Source organism: Streptomyces sp. NPDC017225 (genome assembly GCF_044331465.1).
GTDB lineage: Bacteria > Actinomycetota > Actinomycetes > Streptomycetales > Streptomycetaceae > Streptomyces.
Genome location: NZ_JBIRNE010000001.1, coordinates 56,299 through 75,929, shown reverse-complemented (window position 1 = coordinate 75,929; position 19,631 = coordinate 56,299). Strand labels below are relative to the sequence as shown.

17 protein-coding genes, 1 tRNA gene and 1 pseudogene are annotated in these 19,631 nt (G+C 72.4%); 9 read left to right on the top strand and 10 right to left on the bottom strand.

Features of this window, described 5'->3' with window-relative positions:
- Window positions 1-48: 48 nt before the first annotated feature.
- Genes ACH4NX_RS00310 through ACH4NX_RS00295 form a run of 4 tightly spaced genes read right to left on the bottom strand, consistent with a single transcriptional unit; the run spans window position 49 to window position 4,092 of the window.
- Window positions 49-951 (bottom strand): sugar phosphate isomerase/epimerase, encoded by a 903-nt coding sequence (locus tag ACH4NX_RS00310; RefSeq protein WP_351398672.1) that lies wholly within the window; start codon window positions 949-951, stop codon window positions 49-51.
- Between the two features lies 1 nt (window position 952).
- Entirely contained in the window at window positions 953-1,987 is a 1,035-nt protein-coding gene (locus ACH4NX_RS00305; protein WP_398127207.1) for an ATP-binding cassette domain-containing protein, read from the bottom strand.
- Window positions 1,988-1,993: 6 nt separating this feature from the next.
- Window positions 1,994-3,070: an ABC transporter permease gene (locus tag ACH4NX_RS00300; RefSeq protein ID WP_351398668.1), complete on the bottom strand. Its 1,077-nt coding sequence runs from the start codon at window positions 3,068-3,070 to the stop codon at window positions 1,994-1,996.
- Window positions 3,070-4,092: a sugar ABC transporter substrate-binding protein gene (locus ACH4NX_RS00295; RefSeq protein WP_351398666.1), complete on the bottom strand. Its 1,023-nt coding sequence runs from the start codon at window positions 4,090-4,092 to the stop codon at window positions 3,070-3,072. The genes ACH4NX_RS00300 and ACH4NX_RS00295 overlap by 1 nt, the downstream gene beginning before the upstream one ends.
- Before the next feature lie 235 nt (window positions 4,093-4,327).
- On the opposite strand from ACH4NX_RS00295, the gene iolC reads away from it, so the two are divergent.
- The 5 genes from iolC to ACH4NX_RS00270 all read left to right on the top strand — a co-directional run bounded on the left by iolC (window position 4,328) and on the right by ACH4NX_RS00270 (window position 9,899).
- Complete coding sequence (gene iolC / locus ACH4NX_RS00290) at window positions 4,328-5,290, top strand: 5-dehydro-2-deoxygluconokinase (RefSeq protein ID WP_351398664.1); 963 nt, start codon at window positions 4,328-4,330, stop codon at window positions 5,288-5,290.
- Between the two features lie 13 nt (window positions 5,291-5,303).
- Window positions 5,304-6,191 (top strand): deoxyribose-phosphate aldolase, encoded by an 888-nt coding sequence (locus ACH4NX_RS00285; RefSeq protein ID WP_398127206.1) that lies wholly within the window; start codon window positions 5,304-5,306, stop codon window positions 6,189-6,191.
- 71 nt (window positions 6,192-6,262) lie between these two features.
- A complete protein-coding gene (gene iolB / locus ACH4NX_RS00280) occupies window positions 6,263-7,180 on the top strand; it encodes a 5-deoxy-glucuronate isomerase (RefSeq protein WP_398127492.1) in 918 nt (305 codons plus the stop codon).
- Window positions 7,177-9,081, top strand: a complete 1,905-nt coding sequence (iolD, locus tag ACH4NX_RS00275) for a 3D-(3,5/4)-trihydroxycyclohexane-1,2-dione acylhydrolase (decyclizing) (protein ID WP_351398658.1) — start codon at window positions 7,177-7,179, stop codon at window positions 9,079-9,081. The genes iolB and iolD overlap by 4 nt, the downstream gene beginning before the upstream one ends.
- Before the next feature lie 32 nt (window positions 9,082-9,113).
- On the top strand, window positions 9,114-9,899 hold the full coding sequence (locus ACH4NX_RS00270; protein WP_351398656.1) for a GntR family transcriptional regulator: 786 nt from the start codon (window positions 9,114-9,116) through the stop codon (window positions 9,897-9,899).
- 105 nt (window positions 9,900-10,004) lie between these two features.
- Here the strand turns inward: ACH4NX_RS00270 and ACH4NX_RS00265 are convergent, their stop codons facing one another.
- Window positions 10,005-10,706: an NUDIX domain-containing protein gene (locus ACH4NX_RS00265; protein ID WP_351398655.1), complete on the bottom strand. Its 702-nt coding sequence runs from the start codon at window positions 10,704-10,706 to the stop codon at window positions 10,005-10,007.
- Window positions 10,707-11,045: 339 nt separating this feature from the next.
- On the opposite strand from ACH4NX_RS00265, the pseudogene ACH4NX_RS00260 reads away from it, so the two are divergent.
- Window positions 11,046-11,472 (top strand): annotated as a pseudogene (locus ACH4NX_RS00260) (ankyrin repeat domain-containing protein).
- A 79-nt stretch (window positions 11,473-11,551) separates the two neighbouring features.
- On the opposite strand, the gene ACH4NX_RS00255 reads toward ACH4NX_RS00260, so the two are convergent.
- Together ACH4NX_RS00255 and ACH4NX_RS00250 are read right to left on the bottom strand one after the other, a co-directional pair.
- On the bottom strand, window positions 11,552-12,508 hold the full coding sequence (locus ACH4NX_RS00255; RefSeq protein WP_398127205.1) for an adenosine kinase: 957 nt from the start codon (window positions 12,506-12,508) through the stop codon (window positions 11,552-11,554).
- Between the two features lie 173 nt (window positions 12,509-12,681).
- A tRNA-Pro gene (locus tag ACH4NX_RS00250) sits at window positions 12,682-12,755 on the bottom strand.
- Between the two features lie 100 nt (window positions 12,756-12,855).
- Here ACH4NX_RS00250 and ACH4NX_RS00245 point away from each other — a divergent pair.
- The 3 genes from ACH4NX_RS00245 to ACH4NX_RS00235 all read left to right on the top strand — a co-directional run bounded on the left by ACH4NX_RS00245 (window position 12,856) and on the right by ACH4NX_RS00235 (window position 16,364).
- The gene (locus ACH4NX_RS00245; protein WP_351398651.1) at window positions 12,856-13,395 is read left to right on the top strand and encodes a DUF309 domain-containing protein; all 540 of its coding nucleotides are present in this window, start codon (window positions 12,856-12,858) and stop codon (window positions 13,393-13,395) included.
- A gap of 48 nt (window positions 13,396-13,443) precedes the next feature.
- Window positions 13,444-14,217 (top strand): precorrin-6A synthase (deacetylating), encoded by a 774-nt coding sequence (cobF, locus tag ACH4NX_RS00240; RefSeq protein WP_351398649.1) that lies wholly within the window; start codon window positions 13,444-13,446, stop codon window positions 14,215-14,217.
- A 74-nt stretch (window positions 14,218-14,291) separates the two neighbouring features.
- Window positions 14,292-16,364 (top strand): MDR family MFS transporter, encoded by a 2,073-nt coding sequence (locus ACH4NX_RS00235; protein ID WP_398127204.1) that lies wholly within the window; start codon window positions 14,292-14,294, stop codon window positions 16,362-16,364.
- Here ACH4NX_RS00235 and ACH4NX_RS00230 read toward each other — a convergent pair.
- The 3 genes from ACH4NX_RS00230 to ACH4NX_RS00220 form a co-directional block, all read right to left on the bottom strand.
- On the bottom strand, window positions 16,351-17,154 hold the full coding sequence (locus ACH4NX_RS00230; protein ID WP_398127203.1) for a cobalt-precorrin-6A reductase: 804 nt from the start codon (window positions 17,152-17,154) through the stop codon (window positions 16,351-16,353). The genes ACH4NX_RS00235 and ACH4NX_RS00230 overlap by 14 nt on opposite strands.
- Window positions 17,155-17,174: 20 nt before the next feature.
- On the bottom strand, window positions 17,175-17,987 hold the full coding sequence (locus tag ACH4NX_RS00225) for a sulfite exporter TauE/SafE family protein (RefSeq protein ID WP_398127202.1): 813 nt from the start codon (window positions 17,985-17,987) through the stop codon (window positions 17,175-17,177).
- Window positions 17,988-18,068: 81 nt separating this feature from the next.
- Entirely contained in the window at window positions 18,069-19,580 is a 1,512-nt protein-coding gene (locus ACH4NX_RS00220; RefSeq protein WP_398127201.1) for a long-chain fatty acid--CoA ligase, read from the bottom strand.
- Window positions 19,581-19,631 lie beyond the last annotated feature (51 nt).

Here is a 19,631-nt window from a genome sequence, read left to right as displayed (position 1 = left end):
CCCGCCGAGCGGCGCGCCGGCGGCACCCGTCCCCCGGCGCGGACGGCCTCAGGCGCCGCAGGAGCGCAGGAACCCGCGGGTGCGGACGGCGATGGGCAAAGGCTTGTCGGGCTCGCAGGGGTACATGTCCTGCTCGACGATGGCGAACAGGTCCACGCCCAGCTTCTGGGCCGCCGTGAGCACCGGGCCCAGCTCGGGTACGCCGGTGGGCGGTTCGCACATCACCCCTTGCCGCACGGCCGGCCCGAACGGCACCCCGCCCGCCCGTACCTCGGCGAGGATCTCCGGGTCCACCTGCTTGAGGTGCAGGTAACCGACGCGCTCGCCGTACGTCTCGATCAGCTTGACGCTGTCGCCGCCGCAGTAGGCGTAGTGGCCGGTGTCCAGGCAGAGGCTGACCAGGTCGGAGTCGGTGGAGTCGAGGAAGCGCTCGACGTGCTCCTCGGTGTCGATGTGGGTGTCGGCGTGCGGGTGGACGACGATGTCGAGGCCGTACGTCTCCCGCACCTCGTGGCCGAGGCGTTCCATGCCCCGGGTCAGGTGGGTCCACTGCTCGCCGGTCAGCTCCGGCGGCTCCAGGATCTCGGCGGTCTTGTCGTCGCGCCAGAAGGACGGGATGACGACGAGGTGCTCCGCGTCCATCGCCTGGGTGAGGGCGGCGACCCGGCCGACCTGCTCCCAGGTGGCGTCCCATTCGGACGGGCCGCGGTGCAGGCCGCAGAAGATGGTGCCCGCGGAGACCTTGAGGCCGCGCCGCGTCACCTCGTCCGCGAGCCGGGCCGGGTCGGTGGGGAGGTAGCCGTAGGGGCCCAGCTCGATCCACTCGTACCCGGCCTCGGTGACCTCGTCGAGGAAGCGTTCCCAGGGCACCTGCCGGGGGTCGTCGGGGAACCAGACGCCCCAGGAGTCGGGGGCCGAGCCGACGCGGATACGGTCCAGGGCAGAGGGCATGTCAGGCCTTCCCTTCGACGGTGCCGGAAGCAGCGGTGTCGGACACGGAGGAGTCCGGCGCGGCCGTGTCGGACTCGGCCGTGTCGGGCGTGGTGGTGTCCGGCGTGGTGGTGTCGGGGTCGGCGGCGTCGGGCGTGGTGGTGTCCGGCCCCGTCTCCGGCTCCGGCTCCGGCAGCGCCTCCACGTCGACCCCGCCGACCTGCGCCAGTTCGTGCTTGAGGGCGGCGAGTTCGGCGCCGCCCGCCATGTGGTTGGTGAGTTCCTCGAGGGTGATGCCGGCGCGGGCGGCACTGAGTTCGAGGGTGCCCAGGCGCAGCACGCTGAAGTGGTCGCCGACCAGGTAGGCGTGGTGCGGGTTGTGGGTGATGAAGATGACGCCGAGGCCGCGTTCGCGGGCCGCGGCGATGTACTTGAGGACGACGCCGGACTGTTTGACGCCGAGGGCGGCGGTGGGTTCGTCGAGGATGAGGACGCGGGCGCCGAAGTAGACGGCGCGGGCGATGGCGACACACTGGCGCTGGCCGCCGGAAAGGGTGCCGATGGGCTGTTCGAGGTCGTCCAGGACGATGCCCATGTTGCGCAGTTCCTCGTCGGCGGTCCGCTTCATGCGGGCGATGTCGAGGCGGCGGACGGGCCAGGGGCCCTTGGTCATCTCGGAGCCGAGGAAGAAGTTGCGCCACACCGGCATCAGCGGGATCGTGGCGAGGTCCTGATAGACGGTGGCGATGCCCCGGGCGAGGGCATCGCGCGGGGTGGTGAAGCGCACCGCCTCGCCGTCGACGAGGAAGTCGCCCTCGGTGTGCTGGTGCAGCCCGGAGATGATCTTGATGAGGGTGGACTTGCCGGCGCCGTTGTCGCCGAGCACGCAGGTCACCCTGCCGGGCTGGACGGCGAGGTCGACGCCGTGCAGGGCGCGGATGTTGCCGTAGGCCTTGCCCGCGCCGCGCAGTTCGACGATCGGCCGGCCGGTTTCGGGCGCGGTGTCCGCGAGGACGGCCCCGTGGGTGGCGGGGGTGCCGGGGGTCTTGCTGGTCATTTCCGATCACCTCCGGGTCGCCGCGCGGCGGACCCACAGATTGATGAGTACGGCGCCGAGGAGCATCACGCCGAGGAAGGCCTTGAACCAGTCGGGGTTCCAGCCGGCGAAGACGATGCCCTGGTTCACCATGCCGAACATGAAGGCGCCGAAGACCGGGCCGATGGCGGAACCGTAGCCGCCGGTCAGCAGACAGCCGCCGATCACCGCCGCGGCGATGTAGATCAGCTCCTGTCCGACGCCCTCGCCGGACTGCACGGTGTTGAAGGAGAAGAGCTGGTGCATGCCGACGAACCAGGCACCGAAGCCGACGAGCATGAACAGCGTGATCTTGGTGAAGGTGACGGGGACGCCGACCGCGCGGGCGGACTCCCGGCTGCCGCCGACCGCGAAGATCCAGTTGCCGTACTTGGTGCGCAGCAGCACCCAGGTGGCCAGGGCGGCGAAGACCAGCCACCACACCACGGTGATCTTGACCTGGACGCCGCCGACGTCGAAGGACGAGGCGAAGAGCGCCTTGGCCTGCTCGAAGCCGTCCATGTCGCTGATGTCGTCGGTGGCGACGTTGCCGGTGACGAGTTTGGTGACGGCGAGGTTGACGCCCTGGAGGATCAGGAAGGTGCCGAGCGTCACGAGGAAGCTCGGCAGGCCGGTCTTCGTCAGCACCCAGCCGTTGAACGCGCCGACGGCGAGGGAGACGACGAGGGCGAGGACCACGCCCATCCAGACGTTCATGGTCAGCTGGTAGCTGAGCATGGCGGCGGTGAGCGCGGAGGTGACCACGGCGACACCGGCCGACAGGTCGAACTCGCCGCCGATCATCAGCAGGGCCACCGGCAGCGCCATGATGCCGATGGTGGAGGACTGGTACAGGACCGTCGCCATGGAGCCGCCGTCGCGGACCGTGGGGGCGGCGATCAGGAAGAAGACGAACACGGCGACGGCGCCGAGGAAGACCCCGACCTCGGGCCGCGCGAGCAGCCGCAGCGCCATGGAGCGCTGCCGGGTCCGTCCGTCGGTCCGCCCCGGGCCGGGGGCCGGCGGTGCGGTCACCGCCGGCTCGGCCTGTCGGGTCGTGCTCATCACCGGGTGCCCTTCGAGGCGAACTCGGCGACGGCCTTCACATTGGACTCGTCGACGAAGGCGGGGCCGGTCAGCACCGGCTGCTCACCGCCGCCGCTGTAGTTGCCGTTGTTCTTGTAGAGCCACAGGCCGTCGACCGCGAGGTAGCCCTGGAGGTAGGGCTGCTGGTCGACGGCGAACTCGATGTCGCCCTTCTCGATGGCGCCGGTCAGTTCCTTGTTGAGGTCGAAGGTGGCGATCTTGGCCTTGCTGCCGCCCTCGGCCACCGACTGCACGGCGGTCATGGCGAACGGGGCGCCGAGGGTGACGAGGTGGTCGATGTCGGCGTCCTGCTTGAGCTTGGCGGTGATGGTCGACTTCACCGAGGGCATGTCGGTGCCGTTGACGTAGAGGTTCTCGATCGAGCCCTCGAAGGTCTTCTTCACGCCGTCGCAGCGCTGGGTGAGGCCGACGTTGCCCTGTTCGTGGATCACGCAGACGGCGTTCTTGGCGCCGTCCTCGTTCAGCCGCTTGCCGAGCGCCTCGCCGGCCACGGTCTCGTCCTGGCCGAAGAACTCCAGCAGGCCGAGCTTCTTCCAGTCCGCGAGGCCGGAGTTGAGCCCGACCACGGGTATGCCGGCCTTCTCGGCCTTGCCGAGGACGCTTCTGAGCGCGTCCGGTTTGGCGAGGGTGACGGCGATGCCGTCGACCTTCTGGTCGATCGCGTTCTGCACCAGGTTGGCCTGGTTGCCCGCGCTCGGGTCGGCGGAGTAGACCAGCTTGATGTTGTCCTTGGCCGCGGCGGCCTCCGCTCCCTTGCGGACGATGTCCCAGAAGGTGTCGCCGGCCGCCTGGTGGGTGACCAGGGCGACGGTCATGCGGGGGGTGTTCGCCTTGCCCGCGGAGGCGCCCGAGTCACCCTTCTCGTCGGCCTCCTTCCCGCCCGAGCTGCTCGAGCAGCCGGCGAGGGTCAGGGCCGCGGCGGCGGCCAGGGCCACGGCGGGGGCGAATCCGCGGGAGCGGGCGTGCGAAGAGCGGTCCATCTTTCCTGCACCTCACTGTGCGACTGTGCGACGGGAAGCCGTGTGCCAGACCGGAGAAGAACGGCTGTTGCGCTGGGACCGGATACAAGTCCTTGAGGCGTCCGCTGTCAATACTTTGTCAAGACATCACTTCACTCGCAGGTCCGAATGTAAGTACAAAGTATTGACACGGTCGCCTCGGAGTCATACACCTGGGAGGCGGCAGGCCCCCCGCCCAGCCCGAGGAGCGTCGCACATGGCCGAGTCAGTCCCGCGTTTCGATCTGATCACGATGGGCCGCATCGGGGTCGATCTCTATCCCTTGCAGACGGGCGTACCCCTGGCGGAGGTTGAGACCTTCGGCAAGTTTCTCGGCGGTTCGGCCGCCAACGTGGCGGTGGCCGCCGCCCGTCTCGGCCGCGCCACGGCCGTCATCACCCGCACGGGCGACGACCCGTTCGGCGGCTATCTGCACCGGGCGCTGCGGGAGTTCGGCGTCGACGACCGCTGGGTCACCCCGGTCTCCGCCTACCCGACCCCCGTGACGTTCTGCGAGATCTTCCCGCCGGACGACTTCCCGCTGTACTTCTACCGCCGCCCCAAGGCCCCCGACCTGGAGATCCGCCCGGAGGAGCTGGACCTCGACGCGATCCGCGCGGCCGCCGTCTTCTGGATCACCGGCACCGGACTGAGCGAGGAGCCGAGCCGTACGGCCACCCTGGCCGCCCTCGCCCACCGCGCCAAGGCCGGCACCACGGTCTTCGACCTGGACTGGCGCCCGATGTTCTGGGCCGACCCCGACCAGGCCCGCCCGTACTACGCCGAGGCGCTCCGGCACGCGACCGTCGCGGTCGGCAACCTCGACGAGTGCGAGATCGCCACGGGCGTACGCGAGCCGCGTGCCTGCGCCGAGGCACTGCTGGCGGCCGGTGTCGAGCTGGCCGTCGTCAAGCAGGGCCCGAAGGGCGTCCTCGCCGTGCACCGCGACGGCCGGAGCGCCGAGGTTCCGCCGGTGCCGGTCGAGGTGGTCAACGGCCTCGGCGCGGGCGACGCGTTCGGCGGCTCGCTCTGCCACGGTCTGCTCCTGGGCCGGGACCTGGAGCGGACCATGCGGTACGCCAACGCGGCCGGCGCCCTGGTCGCCTCCCGTCTCGCCTGCTCCTCCGCGATGCCCACCGAGGCCGAGGTCGACGACCTCCTCGCGCGAGCCACTCCCTGAACGGAGCAACGCCTTGTCCCTCAGTATCCCCGACCTCACCACGGTCAGAGTCCGGCATCCGGAGGCCATCGCCGAGGCGGCGGCCCGCCGGGTACGCCGCCCGCTGGTCGGCGGCTCCGGCCGCCTGATGATCGTGGCCGCCGACCATCCGGCGCGCGGCGCGCTCGGCGTCGGCGACCGCGGGCTCGCCATGGCCAACCGGGCCGACCTGCTGGAACGCCTGTGCACCGCGCTCTCCCGGCCCGGCGTCGACGGAGTACTCGCCACCGCCGACGTGCTGGAGGACCTGCTGCTGCTCGGGGTGCTGGAGAACAAGGTCGTCATGGGCTCGATGAACCGCGGCGGCCTCGCGGGCGCCGCCTTCGAGATGGACGACCGCTTCACCGGCCACCGCGCCGAGGACATCGCCCGCCTGCGCTTCGACGCGGGCAAGCTGCTGCTGCGCATCGACTACGACGACCCCGGCTCGCTGGCCACGCTGGAGGCGAGCGCCCGTGCGGTCGACGCCATGGCCACACACGGACTGCCGCTGTTCGTCGAGCCGTTCATCTCCCGCCGGGTCGGGGGCCGGGTCCGCAACGACCTGTCCGCCGAGGCCGTCACCCGCTCCGTCGCCATCGCCTCGGGCCTGGGCGGCACCTCCGCCTACACCTGGCTGAAACTGCCCGTCACACACGATCCGGACGACATGGGCGAGGTCCTGGAGACCTCCACGCTGCCGGCCGTCCTGCTCGGCGGTGACATAGGCGGCTCACCGGCGGACCAGACCGCCGCGTACGAGCGCTGGCGCAAGGCGCTCAGACTGCCCACCGTGCAGGGCATGGTCGTCGGCCGCTCGCTGCTCTACCCGGCCGAGGGCAGCGTGGAACAGGCGGTGGACACGGCGGTAGGACTGCTGTGACCCACGAGGGGACCCACCCGGCGACGCACGCGGCAACTCACGAGAGCAGGGACGAGGAGAGGGACGAGGAGATGACGTACCACCTTCCGGCGGGCCAGGCCGAGAACGGCGACCTGGCCGTCGACGTGACGCCCGAGAAGGCCGGCTGGGGCCACTCCAGCCTTCGGGTGCTCCGCCTGCCCCCCGGCGGCAGCCACACCTTCGACAGCGGCGACAGCGAGTGGATCGTCCTCCCGCTCAGCGGCGGCTGCACCGTCGCCACGGCGGACGACTTCGGCCAGAACACCTTCGAACTCGACGGCCGCGACAGCGTGTTCAGTGGCGTCAGCGACTTCGCGTACGTACCGCGCGACTCCCGTACGACGGTGACCTCGGCCGGCGGCGGCCGGTTCGCCCTCACCGGCGCCCGCTGCACCCGCCGCCTGCCCGCCCGCTACGGCCCGGCGTCCTCGGTGCCGGTGGAGCTGCGGGGCACCGGGAACTGCTCACGGCAGGTCAACAACTTCGGGGCGGCGGCCCCCGCCGGAGGCGGTGGTGAACAGGGTTTCGAGTGCGACAAACTCATCGCGGTCGAGGTGATCACCCCGGGCGGGAACTGGTCCTCCTACCCGCCGCACAAGCACGACGAGCACCGTCCCGGAAAGGAGTCGGTGCTGGAGGAGATCTACTACTTCGAGTTCGCCGGACACGAAGGCGTCCCCGGCCTCGGCTACCAGCGGGTCTCGCCCTCCGGGCAGGGGCGGGGCACCGACGTACTGGCCGAAGTCCGTGACGGGGACGTCGTGTTGATCCCCGACGGCTGGCACGGGCCGTCGATGGCCACCCCCGGCCACCACATGTACTACCTCAACGTCATGGCCGGCCCGGGGACCGAACGCGCCTGGCTGATCCGCGACCACCCCGACCACGCCTGGATCCGCGACACCTGGCCGGACCGGCCCGTCGATCCCCGGCTCCCCCTCTACACCGCACCGGAGAGGTCCGCATGAGCGCCGTCACCCGCCGACTGACCACCGCCCAGGCCCTGGTGCGCTTCCTGGCCGCCCAGTACACCGAACGCGACGGCGTACGACGCCGGCTGATCACCGGCACCTGGGGCATCTTCGGCCACGGCAACGTGGCCGGCCTCGGCCAGGCACTCGTCGAGCACGCCACCGTGCCCGGTGGAGGGGCGTCTCCCGCTCCCCCCGTCATGCCGTACCACCAGGGCCGCAGCGAACAGGCCATGGTGCACGCGGCCGTCGGCCACGCCCGCCAGCTGAACCGCCTGTCCGCGCAGGCGGTGACGACGTCCATCGGTCCCGGCGCCACCAACCTGGTCACCGGCGCCGCCCTGGCCACCGTCAACCGCCTGCCGGTCCTTCTCCTGCCCGGCGACTACTTCGCCTCGCACGCCGCCGACCCCCTGCTCCAGCAGCTGGAACACCCGGTCGAGGCCGACGTGTCCGTCAACGACACCCTGCGCCCCGTGTCCCGGTACTTCGACCGCGTCACCCGTCCCGAGGCCCTCGTCGCCTCCGCGCTCCAGGCGATGCGCGTGCTGACCGACCCGGCCGAGACCGGCGCGGTCACCCTCGCGCTCCCCCAGGACGTGCAGGCCGAGGCGTACGACTGGCCCCGGGAGTTCTTCGCCGACCGTGTCTGGCGGGTACGCCGTCCGGCCCCCGACCCGGCGGAGCTGGCCGAGGCGGTCCGCGCGATCCGCGCCGCCGGGCGCCCCCTGATCGTCGCGGGCGGCGGCGTCCACCACAGCGAGGCCGAGGACGCTCTGAAGGCGCTCGTCGACGCCACCGGCATCCCCGTCGCCTCCACCCAGGCCGGCAAGGGCGCCCTGCGCCACGACCACCCGGCCGACCTCGGCGGCATCGGCCACACCGGCACAACCGTCAGCGACGACCTCGCCCGCACCGCCGACCTGGTGATCGGCGTCGGCACCCGCTACACAGACTTCACCACCGCCTCCGGGACCCTCTTCCAGCGCCCGGAGGTGCGCTTCCTCAACCTCAACATCACCGCCTTCGACGCCCACAAGCTCGCCGCCCGCACCCTGGTCTGCGACGCCCGGGCGGGGCTCACGGCACTGACCGAGGCACTGTCCGGCCACCGGGTGGACGCGTCGTACGAGGCCGAGTACCGGAGTGGCAGGGCCCGCTGGGAGGCGACGGTGGAGGCTGCCTTCCGCGCCGACGACGACGGTGCCGTGCCGACCCAGACGCAGGTGCTGGGCGCGCTGGACGCGGTCGTCGGCGACGAGGACGTGGTGATCAACGCGGCCGGCTCGCTCCCCGGCGACCTGCACAAGCTGTGGCGCGCCCGCTCCCCGCGCCAGTACCACCTGGAGTACGGCTACTCCTGCATGGGCTACGAGATCCCGGCCGCGCTCGGCGTCCAGCAGGCCGCGCCCGGCACCCCGGTGTGGGCCCTGGTCGGCGACGGCACGTACCTGATGAACCCGACGGAGATCGTCACCGCCGTCCAGGAGAACCTGCCGGTCAAGCTGGTCCTGGTGCAGAACCACGGCTACGCCTCCATCGGCGGCCTGTCCGAGTCGGTGGGCGCCGAGCGCTTCGGCACGGCGTACCGCCACCGGGCCGCCGACGGCACCTTCACGGGCGACCCGCTCCCCGTCGACCTCGCCGCCAACGCGGCCAGCCTCGGCATGGACGTACTGCGCGCCAAGACGGTGCGCGAGCTGCGCGAGGCCCTGCGGGCGGCCCGCTCGTCGGACCGTCCGACATGCGTCTACGTGGAGACCGACCCGGCGTCGACCGCTCCCGGGGCCGAGGCCTGGTGGGACGTGCCGGTGGCCGAGGTGTCCGACCGCGAGGCCGCCACCCGCGCCCGCACGGAGTACGAGCGTGCGGTCGCCGATCGCCGCCGCCACCTCTGACACGCCGTCACCTACACAAGGGAGGCACGTCCATGGCGAGAACCGGCGACCCCGCACGTGCGGTGACCGTCCCCGCGCTCAGCACCCTGGAGTTCACCCTGGACCGGGGCAGCCCGGTGCCGCTGTACCACCAGCTCGCCCGGCAGTTGGAGGCGGCGATAGAACAGGGTGTCCTCGCCCCGGGAAACCTGCTGGGCAACGAGGTGGACCTCTCCGTCCGCCTCGGCCTGTCCCGCCCGACCGTCCGCCAGGCCATCCAGTCCCTGGTCGACAAGGGGCTCCTGGTCCGGCGGCGCGGAGTCGGCACGCAGGTGGTGCACAGCCAGGTCAGGCGCCACCTGGAGCTGAGCAGCCTCTACGACGACCTGGAGGCGGCCGGACAGGGACCCGGCACGCGGGTGGTGCGCAAGGAGGGCGTCCCCGCCCCCGCCGACGTGGCGGCGGCCCTCGGCGTCGCGGAGGGGGGCGAGGTCACCGTCCTGGAGCGGCTGCGCCTCACCCACGGCCGGCCGGTCGCGCTGCTGTGCAACTACCTGCCGGCGGCCCTGCTGGACCTCGACGACGCCCGGCTGGAGTCGACCGGCCTGTACCGCATGATGCGCGCGTCCGGCATCACCCTGCACAGCGCCCGCCAGACGGTGGGCGCCCGCACGGCCACCCGCGAGGAGGCGGACCGTCTGGACGAGGAGGAGGGCGCCGCGCTGCTGACCATGCGGCGCACGGCGTACGACGACACCGGACGCCCGGTCGAGTACGGGACTCATCTGTACCGCGCGTCCCGGTACGCGTTCGACTTCCAGCTGCTGGTCAGGTCGTGACGCCGGCCGGTGGGTCCGGCACCGGAGCCGGCGGGCGGACGGACGGGCGGACCGGCGGGCGCCGGGCTTGGTGACGGGAGCCCTCGGCCCGGAGTGCGCTTCGGGTCAGGCGTCCTGGGCGCCTTCCCGGACGTCTTCTCTCGGGAGCCGTGCGAACGGGCCTTCCAACGCCGCCCACTGGAGCAGCATGATGGTCTTCGCGTCGGCGATGTCGCCGGTACGCACCATCTCCAGCGCGCGACGGAAGGGCAGTTCGAGGGACTCGATGTCCTCGCCCTCCTCGTCCAGGCCCCCGCCCTCGTGGGTGCGGGTGGCGGGGCCGTAGGCGGCGGCGTAGAAGCTGACACGCTCGGTGACCGATCCGGGGCTCATGTACACGTCGAAGACGTGCTGGACCTCGCCGACGGTGTGCCCGGTCTCCTCGACGACCTCGCGCCGCACGGCGACCTCGGGGTGCTCGTCCTCGTCGTCGAGCAGCCCCCCGGGTGTCTCGACCAGCATGCCGTCGGGGTGTCCGTTGACGTAGACGGGGAGGCGGAACTGGCGGGTGAGCAGCACGGTTTCGCGTTCCGCGTCGTAGAGCAGCACGGTGGCGCCGTTGCCTCGGTCGTGGGTCTCGCGCTCCTGGGTGCTCCAGGTGCCGTCGGCGCGCTGGATGTCGAAGGTCGTGGTGCGTTCGACGTACCAGTGACTGGAGAGGAGCCGTACGTCCCGGACCTTGACCCGGGGGTTGCCGGTCAGGTCCCGGCCCGTCCGGTCGAGTCCGGTGCGGCCCCGGCGGTCCGGGGTGTCGATGCCGGCGGTCATCGGGAGCCGTCCGAGTGAGGGGCCCTCGGGGGCGCGGGGTGGGGCGAGTTGGTCATGCCCGCTTCTATCACTCCGTCCGGCTTCGGGCGAAGTCGAAGGGGCCTTCGCCGCGTGCGCGTCCGCGTTTCCGCGCCGGAAGAACAGGGCGGCGCCTCGTGCGACCCTGCGTATGCTCGGGGGCGGATCAACCCCGGGACATCCTCGTGCCCGGGCATGCTTCGCCGTCGTGGAGGACGGGAGGGCGGCACGCCGCCCGACCGTGTCGGCGCCGCCCCGGCCACCGTGCCGCGCGACGCCCCGACCCCGGCCGCGCGGCGTGCCGCCGGCCGTGGAGGCCCCTTGGACCGGCGTCGGCGCAAGAAACTGTCCGAACGGCTCGTCGTCGCCGCTCTCCTCGGCGACAGCGCCCGGGTACGGGCACTGCTGCGCGCCGGAGCACCCGCGGAGACGGCCGACGCCGCCGGCACGACGCCGCTGTACCGGGCGGCCGTGGAGGGAGGGGAACGCCGAGATCGTGCGCCTGCTGCCGACGGCCGGGGCCTCACCCGACACCGAGAGCGGGATCGGCTCGGAGGGCACACCGCTGTGCGGGGCGGCCTGCTGGGGCCACACCCAGGCGGTGCGCGCCCTCCTGGAACACGGCGCCGACCCGAACCTCCGCGAGGACCACGGCACCGGCCGGCCCCCGCTGAAGTGGGCGATGAACGGGCCGCACCCCGAGACCGCCGACCTACTGATCGCCTCGGGGGCGCGCGGGCCCGGCTGAGGGTTCCGCGGCGGACGCGGCCCCCGTGTCCTCGGCGCGGCTCATCCGCGCAGTACGGCGCGCTGTTTCACGGCGGCTGTCACGCGGCGTCCGGCTCGACGGCGTCCGGCTCCGCGACGTCCGCCTCGGCCGCGTCCAGCTCCGCCGCGCGGGCGAGGAGTTCGTCACGCCCGAGGGCGTCGGCGCGCGTCGACGGCACCGTGCAGGCATGGGCTCCGGCGATGGCCCCGTACCGCGCGCAGCGCAGCGGGTCCGCGCCCTCCAGCCAGCCGTACAGGAAGCCGGCGGCGAACGCGTCACCCGCGCCGTTGGAATCCACTACCGGAGCGGGAGGAACGACGGCGGGTACGTGACCGAGGTCGCCCTCGACGAGCAGGTACGCGCCCTCGGCCCCGGCGGTGGCCACGACGATCCGGGCCCGGCCGCGCGCGGCGATGTCCCGCATGGTGTGCTCCGGGTCGGTCAGGGCGGTGGTCGACAGGAAGACCAGGTCCGCGGCGAGCGCGAACGGCTCGTGGTGCGGGTTGGCACCGTCCCAGTCGTGCAGGTCCGTCGAGACGGTGACCCCCGCCTCGCGCAGCACCGGCAGGGTGCGTGCGCACGGGTGGGTGATCACCACGTGGGCGTGCCGGCTCGCGGCGGCGAGGGCGCGCACGGTGTCCTCGGGCAGCCGGTCGGTCTCCCGGCTGCGGGTGTTGTCGTACAGGGACAGCCGCCGCCCGTCCGGACCGACCAGGTTGACTGCGCGCTTGGTGCCCGCCGCGGAGCGCACCTCGGTGAACGGGACACCCCGGTCCCGGTACAGCGCGCGCACCAGGTCACCCTCCGGGTCGGCGCCGAGGACGTCGATGTGGTGGGTGCGCAGCCCCAGGGCGCTCACGCCGAGCGCGACGAAGTCCCCGCTCTGGCCGGCGCGGGTCACGATGCCGGGCTGGATCATGTAGCTGTCGGCGTAGGGGAGCGGCAGCTCGGGGACGTGGACGATGGTGTCCACGCCCGCGCCACCCAGGACGAGGACGTCGGTCTCGGTGGTCATGGGGGTCGGTTCGTTCCTCTCGCTCGGAGAGGTCGAGTCAAGCAGCTGCCCGCAAGGCCCGCAACGACTTGCGAAGGTTTCCGCAAGTCGTTGCAGCCCACGGATCGGCCCCGGAAGTGGAAAAGAGGCTGTATCGACTTTTCGATACAGCCTCCGACCTGCTACTCAGCAAGTCGGGACGACAGGATTTGAACCTGCGACCCCTTGACCCCCAGTCAAGTGCGCTACCAAGCTGCGCCACGTCCCGTTGTACTGGCGCGCGGCGAACCGCGCGATCACGCGAACAGTACTTTACCCCACCCCCCGGGCCGCGCCCAAGCAGGTACGGGGGAGGGACAATCGGTCCCATGGACAGCCCTGCCGACAGCCCCAAGGACAGCACCGCCTCGAACCGGCCCGTGGACGCGCGGGACCGCGACGACGAGGGGCGGGCCCGTAACGCCCGGCCGCGGGACGGGCTCGGCCGCCCGCTGCCGTACGGCGCGGACGGCGTCCCCCGTCAGCCGGAGGGCGTCGTACGGGCGCCCGGGCAGACGGTCGCCGAGGCCCAGCGGCTACTGGACGCGGGGCGGCCGTTCCACGCGCACGAGGTGTTCGAGGACGCCTGGAAGTCGGGCCCCGAGGAGGAGCGGGAGCTGTGGCGGGGGCTCGCCCAGCTGGCCGTGGGGCTCACGCACGCGGCCCGCGGCAACGTCACCGGCGGGGCGAGGCTGCTGCGGCGCGGAGCGCGGGCGGTGACGGAGTGGGCCGCTTCCGCGTCCGGGCGGGGGCGGCCGTACGGGATGGACCTGGGCGGCGTCGCCGGGTGGGCCCGGGAGCTGGCGCGGGAGGTGGAGGGCGGCGCACCCGTGGACGCGGCCGTGCGGGCGCCCCAACTGCGGGGCTGAGCCGGGCCCGGCCGGGGCGTTGTCAGTGGCGTACGGCAGACTCGTGGCGTGCGGACAATTCATGTGATCGGTATCGGCGCGGGCGACCCCGACCAGCTCACCCTGCAGGCGGTGCGGGCGCTGCGGAGCACGGACGTGTTCTTCGTCCTGGACAAGGGCGAGGTGAAGGCCGACCTGGTACGGCTGCGCCGGGACATGCTGGAGACGCACATACCGGAGGGGACGTACCGGATCGTCGAGGCGCGCGACCCCGAGCGGGACCGGAGCGCGGGCGGCACGGCGTACTCCCCCGCCGTCGGGGACTGGCGCAGTGCCCGTGCCGGCATCTACGAGCGGCTGATCGCCGAGGAGCTGGGCGAGGACGAGAGCGGCGCGTTCCTGGTGTGGGGCGACCCCGCGCTGTACGACAGCACGCTGGGCATCCTGGAGGAGATCCTGGAGCGCGGCGCGGTGGCCTTCGAGTACGACGTCGTGCCCGGCATCAGCAGCGTCTCCTCGCTGGTCGCCCGGCACCGGACCGGGCTGAACCGGGTGGCGCGGCCGGTGCAGATCACCACCGGGCGGCGGCTCGCGGAGGGCTTCCCCCAGGGCGTGGACGACGTCGTGGTGATGCTCGACGCCCACCAGGTCTTCCGGCAGTACGCGGATCAGGACATCGACATCTACTGGGGCGCCTACATAGGCACCCCGGACGAGATCCTCGCCTCCGGCCCGATCGCCGAGGCCGCGCCCCGCATCGAGCGGCTGCGCGCCGAGGCGCGCGAGCGCAAGGGCTGGATCATGGACACGTATCTGCTGCGGCGCAACCCCGGCGACGGCTAGCCGGCCCGGCCGCTGCCCACCCGGGCGGACCGTCCCCGCATGCGTGGCCGGTGCACCGGTGTGATCGTGACCGTGTGACAGTCGCCGAGGAAACGCCACGGACCGCCACCGACCAGCCCCCCGTGCTGGACAAGCGCCGCCGCAACGTCGTCTTCGTCACGATCATGCTCGGAATGCTGCTGGCGGCCCTGGACCAGACGATCGTCGGCACCGCGCTGCCCACGATCGTGTCGGACCTCGGTGGCGGCGAGCACATGTCGTGGGTGGTGACCTCGTACCTGCTCGCGGAGACCGTGGCGACGGTGCTGGTCGGCAAGTTCGGCGACATGTTCGGCCGCAAGGTGGTCTTCCAGGTCTCGGCGATCGTGTTCATCACGGGCTCGTTCCTGTGCGGGCTCGCCACGACCATGCCGCTGCTCATCGTCTGGCGGGCGATGCAGGGCATCGGCGCGGGCGGTCTGATGGTCACGTCGATGGCGCTGATCGCGGACGTCATCCCACTGCGGGAGCGCGGCAAGTACCAGGGCGCCATCGGCGCGGTGTTCGGGGTGGCGACGGTCGTCGGACCGCTGCTGGGCGGGCTGTTCACCGACCACCTGTCCTGGCGCTGGGCCTTCTACGTCAACGTGCCCATCGCGATCGTCGTCGTCATCGCCGCCGCCCGCACCATCCCGGTGGTGAAGTCGGCCGCCCGGCCCGTCATCGACTACCTGGGCATCGCACTGGTCGCGGTCGGCGCGAGCGCGCTGATCCTGGCGACGAGCTGGGGCGGCAACCAGTACGCGTGGAGCTCGGCCGTGATCATCGGCCTGTTCGCGGGCGGACTGATCGCGCTCGGGCTGTTCTGCTGGGCGGAGAGCCGGGCGGCCGAACCGATGCTGCCCATGCGGCTGTTCTCCAACCCGGTGTTCACGGTCTGCTCGGTCCTCAGCTTCATCGTCGGTTTCGCGATGCTCGGCGCGCTGACGTATCTGCCGACCTATCTGCAGTACGTCGACGGCGACTCGGCCACCGTCTCGGGGGTCCGGACGCTGCCGATGGTGGCCGGGCTGCTGATCGCCTCGGTCTTCAGCGGGAGCGTGGTCAGCAGGACGGGGCGGTACCGGCTGTTCCCGATCGTGGGCACCCTGGTGATGGGCGTCGGCCTGTACCTGATGTCGCTCATGGACGCCTCCACGGGCGCCTGGCTGGAGTCGCTGTACATGTTCGTGCTGGGCACGGGCATCGGCCTGTCCATGCAGGTGCTGATCATCGCCGTGCAGAACACCGTCGACTACGCCGACCTCGGCACCGCGACCTCCGGCGTCACCTTCTTCCGCACCCTGGGCAGCTCCTTCGGCACCGCCGTCTTCGGCACCATCTACGCCAACGCGCTCGGCCCGAACCTGCGGGACGGCGTCTCGGCCGCCGCGGCGACCGGCGCCGCGGACCCGGCGGTGATCAACGGGGCGGCGACCAGTCCGGAGGGCGTGCACCGGCTGCCACCGGACGCGTCGGCGCCGATCGTCGGCGCCTACGCGGACACCATCCAGACCGTGTTCCTGTGGACGGTGCCGGTCGCGGCGCTCGGCTTCCTCGTCGCCCTGTTCCTCAAGCAGGTCCAGCTGCGCGACAGCGCCCGCGCGGGCTCCACCGACATGGGTGAGGGTTTCGCCTCACCGCAGGACGCCGACAGCAGACGGGCGCTGGAGGCCACCGTGGGGAAGATCATCGGCAGTACGCGGCTGGACACCGCGCGCCGGATCATCGTGGACAGCGACACCCGCCTCGATGTCGCCGGTGCCTGGGCCGTCATGCAGGTCGAGCTGTTCACGCGGCTGGTCGGGCACGCCGGACTCGGCCTGATCGCCGCCCGCCGCCGGGTGCCGCCGGAGGTGCTGCTGCCGGTCTTCGACCGCATGGTCGAGGAGGGTTTCCTGACCCGGCACGGCACCGTGCTCTCCCACACGGAGGCGGGCGCCCGCGAGGCACTGATCATCGGCCGGGCCTGGGCCGCGTGGCTGGAGGACCGGGTGGAGCAGGACATCGGCCGCCCCTCGGACGCGGACCTGCGCGCCGCGGTCGACTCGATCGCCAAACGTCTGCTGGTCGAGGACCTGAGCAGCGGCCTGCCGAACCGCGTGCGGCAGCCGGTCACGGCCCACTGAGGCCGAGCCGCTCCAGTCGGCCCAGCCGCTCCAGCACCGCCGGCACGTCGGACACCACGTCCGCGCCCCGCGGCAGCGGGGGCCGGCGGACGACCAGCACGGGCAGGGTCAGCTCCCGGGCCGCCGTCAGTTTGGCCGCGGTGGCCGCTCCCCCGCTGTCCTTGGTCACCAGCACGTCGATGCGGTGGTCGCGCAAAAGGGCCGTCTCGTCGGCCACCGTGAACGGGCCCCGGGCCAGCAGGACGCGGGTGTCCGGTGGGAGGGGCGGCTCGGGAGGCTCCACCGAGCGGGCGACGAAGTGGAGGCCGGACAGGTGCGCGAAGGCCGCCAGTCCCAGGCGGCCGGTGGTCAGGAACACGCGGCGGCCGAGGCCCGGGAGCCGGTCGGCCGCCTCGGTGAGGGAGTCGGCCGGATACCAGCGGTCGCCGGGGCCGGCCTGCCAGCCGGGGCGGCGCAGGAGCACCGCCGGGGTGCCGGTGGCCGCCGCGGCATCGACCGCGTTCGCCGTGATCGTCGCGGCGAAGGGATGGGTCGCGTCCACGAGGGCGTCCACGTGCTGCTCGCGCAGCCAGCCGGCCAGCCCTTCCGGTCCGCCGAAGCCGCCGGTCCGCGCCTCCCCGGCGAGGGACCCCGGCCGGGTGACGCGTCCCGCGAGGGAGGTGGTGACGCGGACGCCGGGGCGCGCCGCCAGATCGGCGGCCAGCCGGCGTGCCTCGGTGGTGCCGCCGAGGATCAGCACGTGCGGGGGCGGAGGCGGCGGGGACGGAAGGGACGAGGTCGGGCGGGACATGCCGTAGAGGCTACGCACCGTCAGGACAGGAGGAGCTGGAGGCCCCCGATCACCGTCGCCGCGATCACCAGCCGCTCGAACAGACGTTGGTTGATCCGGTTCACAGCCCATTTGCCGATGAACGCACCGGGCACCACGAAGAGCACGAGTGCGGCGTCGAGGAGCAGGGAGCGGCCGTCGATCAGGCCGAGGCCGGCGCTGAAGGGCAGCTTGGAGACGTTGACGATCAGGAAGAAGAAGGCCGACGTGCCCAGGAAACCGAGTTTCCTGAAGCCCGCGGAGAGCAGGTACATCGACATCACCGGGCCGCCCGCGTTGGCGACCATCGTGGTGAAGCCGCCGAGGACACCGTACGAGCGGGCCTTCACGCGGCCGGGCCGCGAGGTGATCCCGTCCGGCTGCCCGGTCCGCCGCTCGGCCGACCGCTCGTCCCGCCCTCCGGCCACCGCGTCGGCCTGCCGCCGGCGCCACACCGTCACCCCGGCCATGAGCAGCAGGATCGCGCCGATCGAGGTCCGCACGACCGCGTCGTTCGCCCACACCAGGAAGACGGTGCCCGCGACCACGCCGGCCCCCACCGCCGGGAACAGCCGCCACAGCGTGGGCCAGTGCGCGTGGCGACGGTAGGTGAGGACGGCCAGGATGTCACCGGCGATCAGGACCGGCAGCAGGATGCCGGTGGAGGCGCGGGCGGGCAGGACCGCCGCGAAGATCGCGAGGCTGACCGTGTTGGCCCCGCTCACGGCGGTCTTGGAGAAGCCGACGAGGAGGGCGGCGAAGGCGAGCGCGGCGAATTCCCAGCCGGTGAGGTGCCAGAGCGTCATGGTGTCCATTGCGGGCACCGATGCTATGCGCACCCGACCGGCGCCGTAAGCACCGTCTCGCCAAATGGCCCCTTAGCCCGCCGGCCCGCCTCAGCCCTCCGCGTACCGCACCCGCAGCTCCCGCTTCAGCACCTTCATGCTCGGGCCCAGCGGCAGCGCGTCCGCGAACTCCACCCGGCGCGGGTACTTGTACTTGCCCAGGTGCTGCTTGGACCACTCGGTGACCTCGGCGGCGTCCGGCGTCGCGTCCGCAGCGGGGACGACGACGGCGCACACCTCCTCGCCGTGCAGTTCGTCCGGGAGGCCGATGACGGCGACCTGCGCGACGCCGGGGTGGCGCATCAGCACCTCCTCGACCTCCCGCGGATAGACGTTGTAGCCGCCCCGGATGATGATGTCCTTCTTCCGGTCGACGATCCTGAGGAACCCCTCGTCGTCCTTGGTGCCGAGGTCCCCGGTGCGGAACCAGCCGTCGACGAGCGCCTCGGCGGTGGCCTCGGGGCGGCCGAGGTAGCCGGAGAAGACGTTGTGGCCGCGTACGACGACCTCGCCCAGCTCGCCGGGCGGCAGCAGTTCGATGCCGTCCTCGGCCTCGGCGCGGGCGATCTCCACGTCCACGCCCCACAGGGGGTGGCCGATCGTGCCGGGCTTCGCGCCGAACACCGGCTGGTTCACGGCCGCCGCCGGGGAGGTCTCGGAGAGCCCGTATCCCTCGTAGACCGTCGCGCCGAAGGCCTCCTCGAACCGCTCCAGCACGGCGACGGGCAGCGAGGCTCCACCGGAGACGCACACCCGCAGGCCGGGCAGGGCGCCGGCGCTCGCGGCCGCGGCGGCGAGGGCGACGAACATGGTGGGCACCCCGTGGAAGGTGTTGACCCCCTCCTTCACCATCAGCTCGATCGCGCGCGCCGCGTCGAAGCGCGGCAGCAGGACCAGGGTCGCGCCGGCGCGCCAGGTGGAGTTCAGGGAGACGGTCTGGCCGAAGGCGTGGAACAGCGGCAGGGCGCCGAGCGCGACGTCGTCGGGCCGGATGTCGTTGGCGTCGAAGGCGTTGACGGTCGCGTTCATCACCAGGTTGAAGTGGCTGAGCAGGGCGCCCTTCGGCACACCGGTGGTGCCGCTGGTGTAGAAGACGACGGCCGGGTCGTCCGCGTCGCGGGTGACGTACGAGGGCAGCGGCTCGGCGTCGGCGGCCAGCTTGTCGAGCTCGTCGCCGAGGGCGATCACCCGTACGCCCGCCTCCCGTGCGGCGGCCGCCCCGGTCTCCGCCTGGGCCGGGTGGCACAGCAGCAGGGTGGCGCCGCTGTCGCGCAGGACGTGCTCGACCTCCGCCGGTGAGAGCAGCAGGTGGACCGGTACGACGACACCACCGGTCGCGGCGATCGCGTAGTAGGCCACGGGGAAGTCGGCCGTGTTCGGCGCCATCAGCGCGACCCGGTCCCCCGGCCGGACGCCCAGACCGGTGAGGGCGCCGGCCTGGGCCCTGGCCCGCTGCCACACCTCGGCGAAGGTCAGCCGCAGGTCGCCCTCGACCAGTGCCTCCTTGTCCGGGCGGCGCCGGGCGTTCTCGGCGAGGATGGCGGCGACGGAGAGGGTTGCCATGGGTGTTGCTCCGTTTCCTTGCTGCGGCTCTGCGGAGGGGTGGGTGACGAG

What these genes read in the sequence shown, in the direction of transcription:
- ACH4NX_RS00310 (WP_351398672.1), bottom strand. Translation starts at nt 951, where the DNA reads ATGCCCTCTGCCCTGGACCGTATCCGCGTCGGCTCGGCCCCCGACTCC.
- ACH4NX_RS00230 (WP_398127203.1), bottom strand. Translation starts at nt 17,154, where the DNA reads ATGTCCCGCCCGACCTCGTCCCTTCCGTCCCCGCCGCCTCCGCCCCCG.
- ACH4NX_RS00270 (WP_351398656.1), top strand. Translation starts at nt 9,114, where the DNA reads ATGGCGAGAACCGGCGACCCCGCACGTGCGGTGACCGTCCCCGCGCTC.
- ACH4NX_RS00300 (WP_351398668.1), bottom strand. Translation starts at nt 3,070, where the DNA reads ATGAGCACGACCCGACAGGCCGAGCCGGCGGTGACCGCACCGCCGGCC.
- iolB (WP_398127492.1), top strand. Translation starts at nt 6,263, where the DNA reads ATGACGTACCACCTTCCGGCGGGCCAGGCCGAGAACGGCGACCTGGCC.
- iolD (WP_351398658.1), top strand. Translation starts at nt 7,177, where the DNA reads ATGAGCGCCGTCACCCGCCGACTGACCACCGCCCAGGCCCTGGTGCGC.
- ACH4NX_RS00255 (WP_398127205.1), bottom strand. Translation starts at nt 12,508, where the DNA reads ATGACCACCGAGACCGACGTCCTCGTCCTGGGTGGCGCGGGCGTGGAC.
- ACH4NX_RS00220 (WP_398127201.1), bottom strand. Translation starts at nt 19,580, where the DNA reads ATGGCAACCCTCTCCGTCGCCGCCATCCTCGCCGAGAACGCCCGGCGC.
- iolC (WP_351398664.1), top strand. Translation starts at nt 4,328, where the DNA reads ATGGCCGAGTCAGTCCCGCGTTTCGATCTGATCACGATGGGCCGCATC.
- ACH4NX_RS00245 (WP_351398651.1), top strand. Translation starts at nt 12,856, where the DNA reads ATGGACAGCCCTGCCGACAGCCCCAAGGACAGCACCGCCTCGAACCGG.
- ACH4NX_RS00265 (WP_351398655.1), bottom strand. Translation starts at nt 10,706, where the DNA reads ATGACCGCCGGCATCGACACCCCGGACCGCCGGGGCCGCACCGGACTC.
- ACH4NX_RS00225 (WP_398127202.1), bottom strand. Translation starts at nt 17,987, where the DNA reads ATGGACACCATGACGCTCTGGCACCTCACCGGCTGGGAATTCGCCGCG.
- ACH4NX_RS00305 (WP_398127207.1), bottom strand. Translation starts at nt 1,987, where the DNA reads ATGACCAGCAAGACCCCCGGCACCCCCGCCACCCACGGGGCCGTCCTC.
- ACH4NX_RS00295 (WP_351398666.1), bottom strand. Translation starts at nt 4,092, where the DNA reads ATGGACCGCTCTTCGCACGCCCGCTCCCGCGGATTCGCCCCCGCCGTG.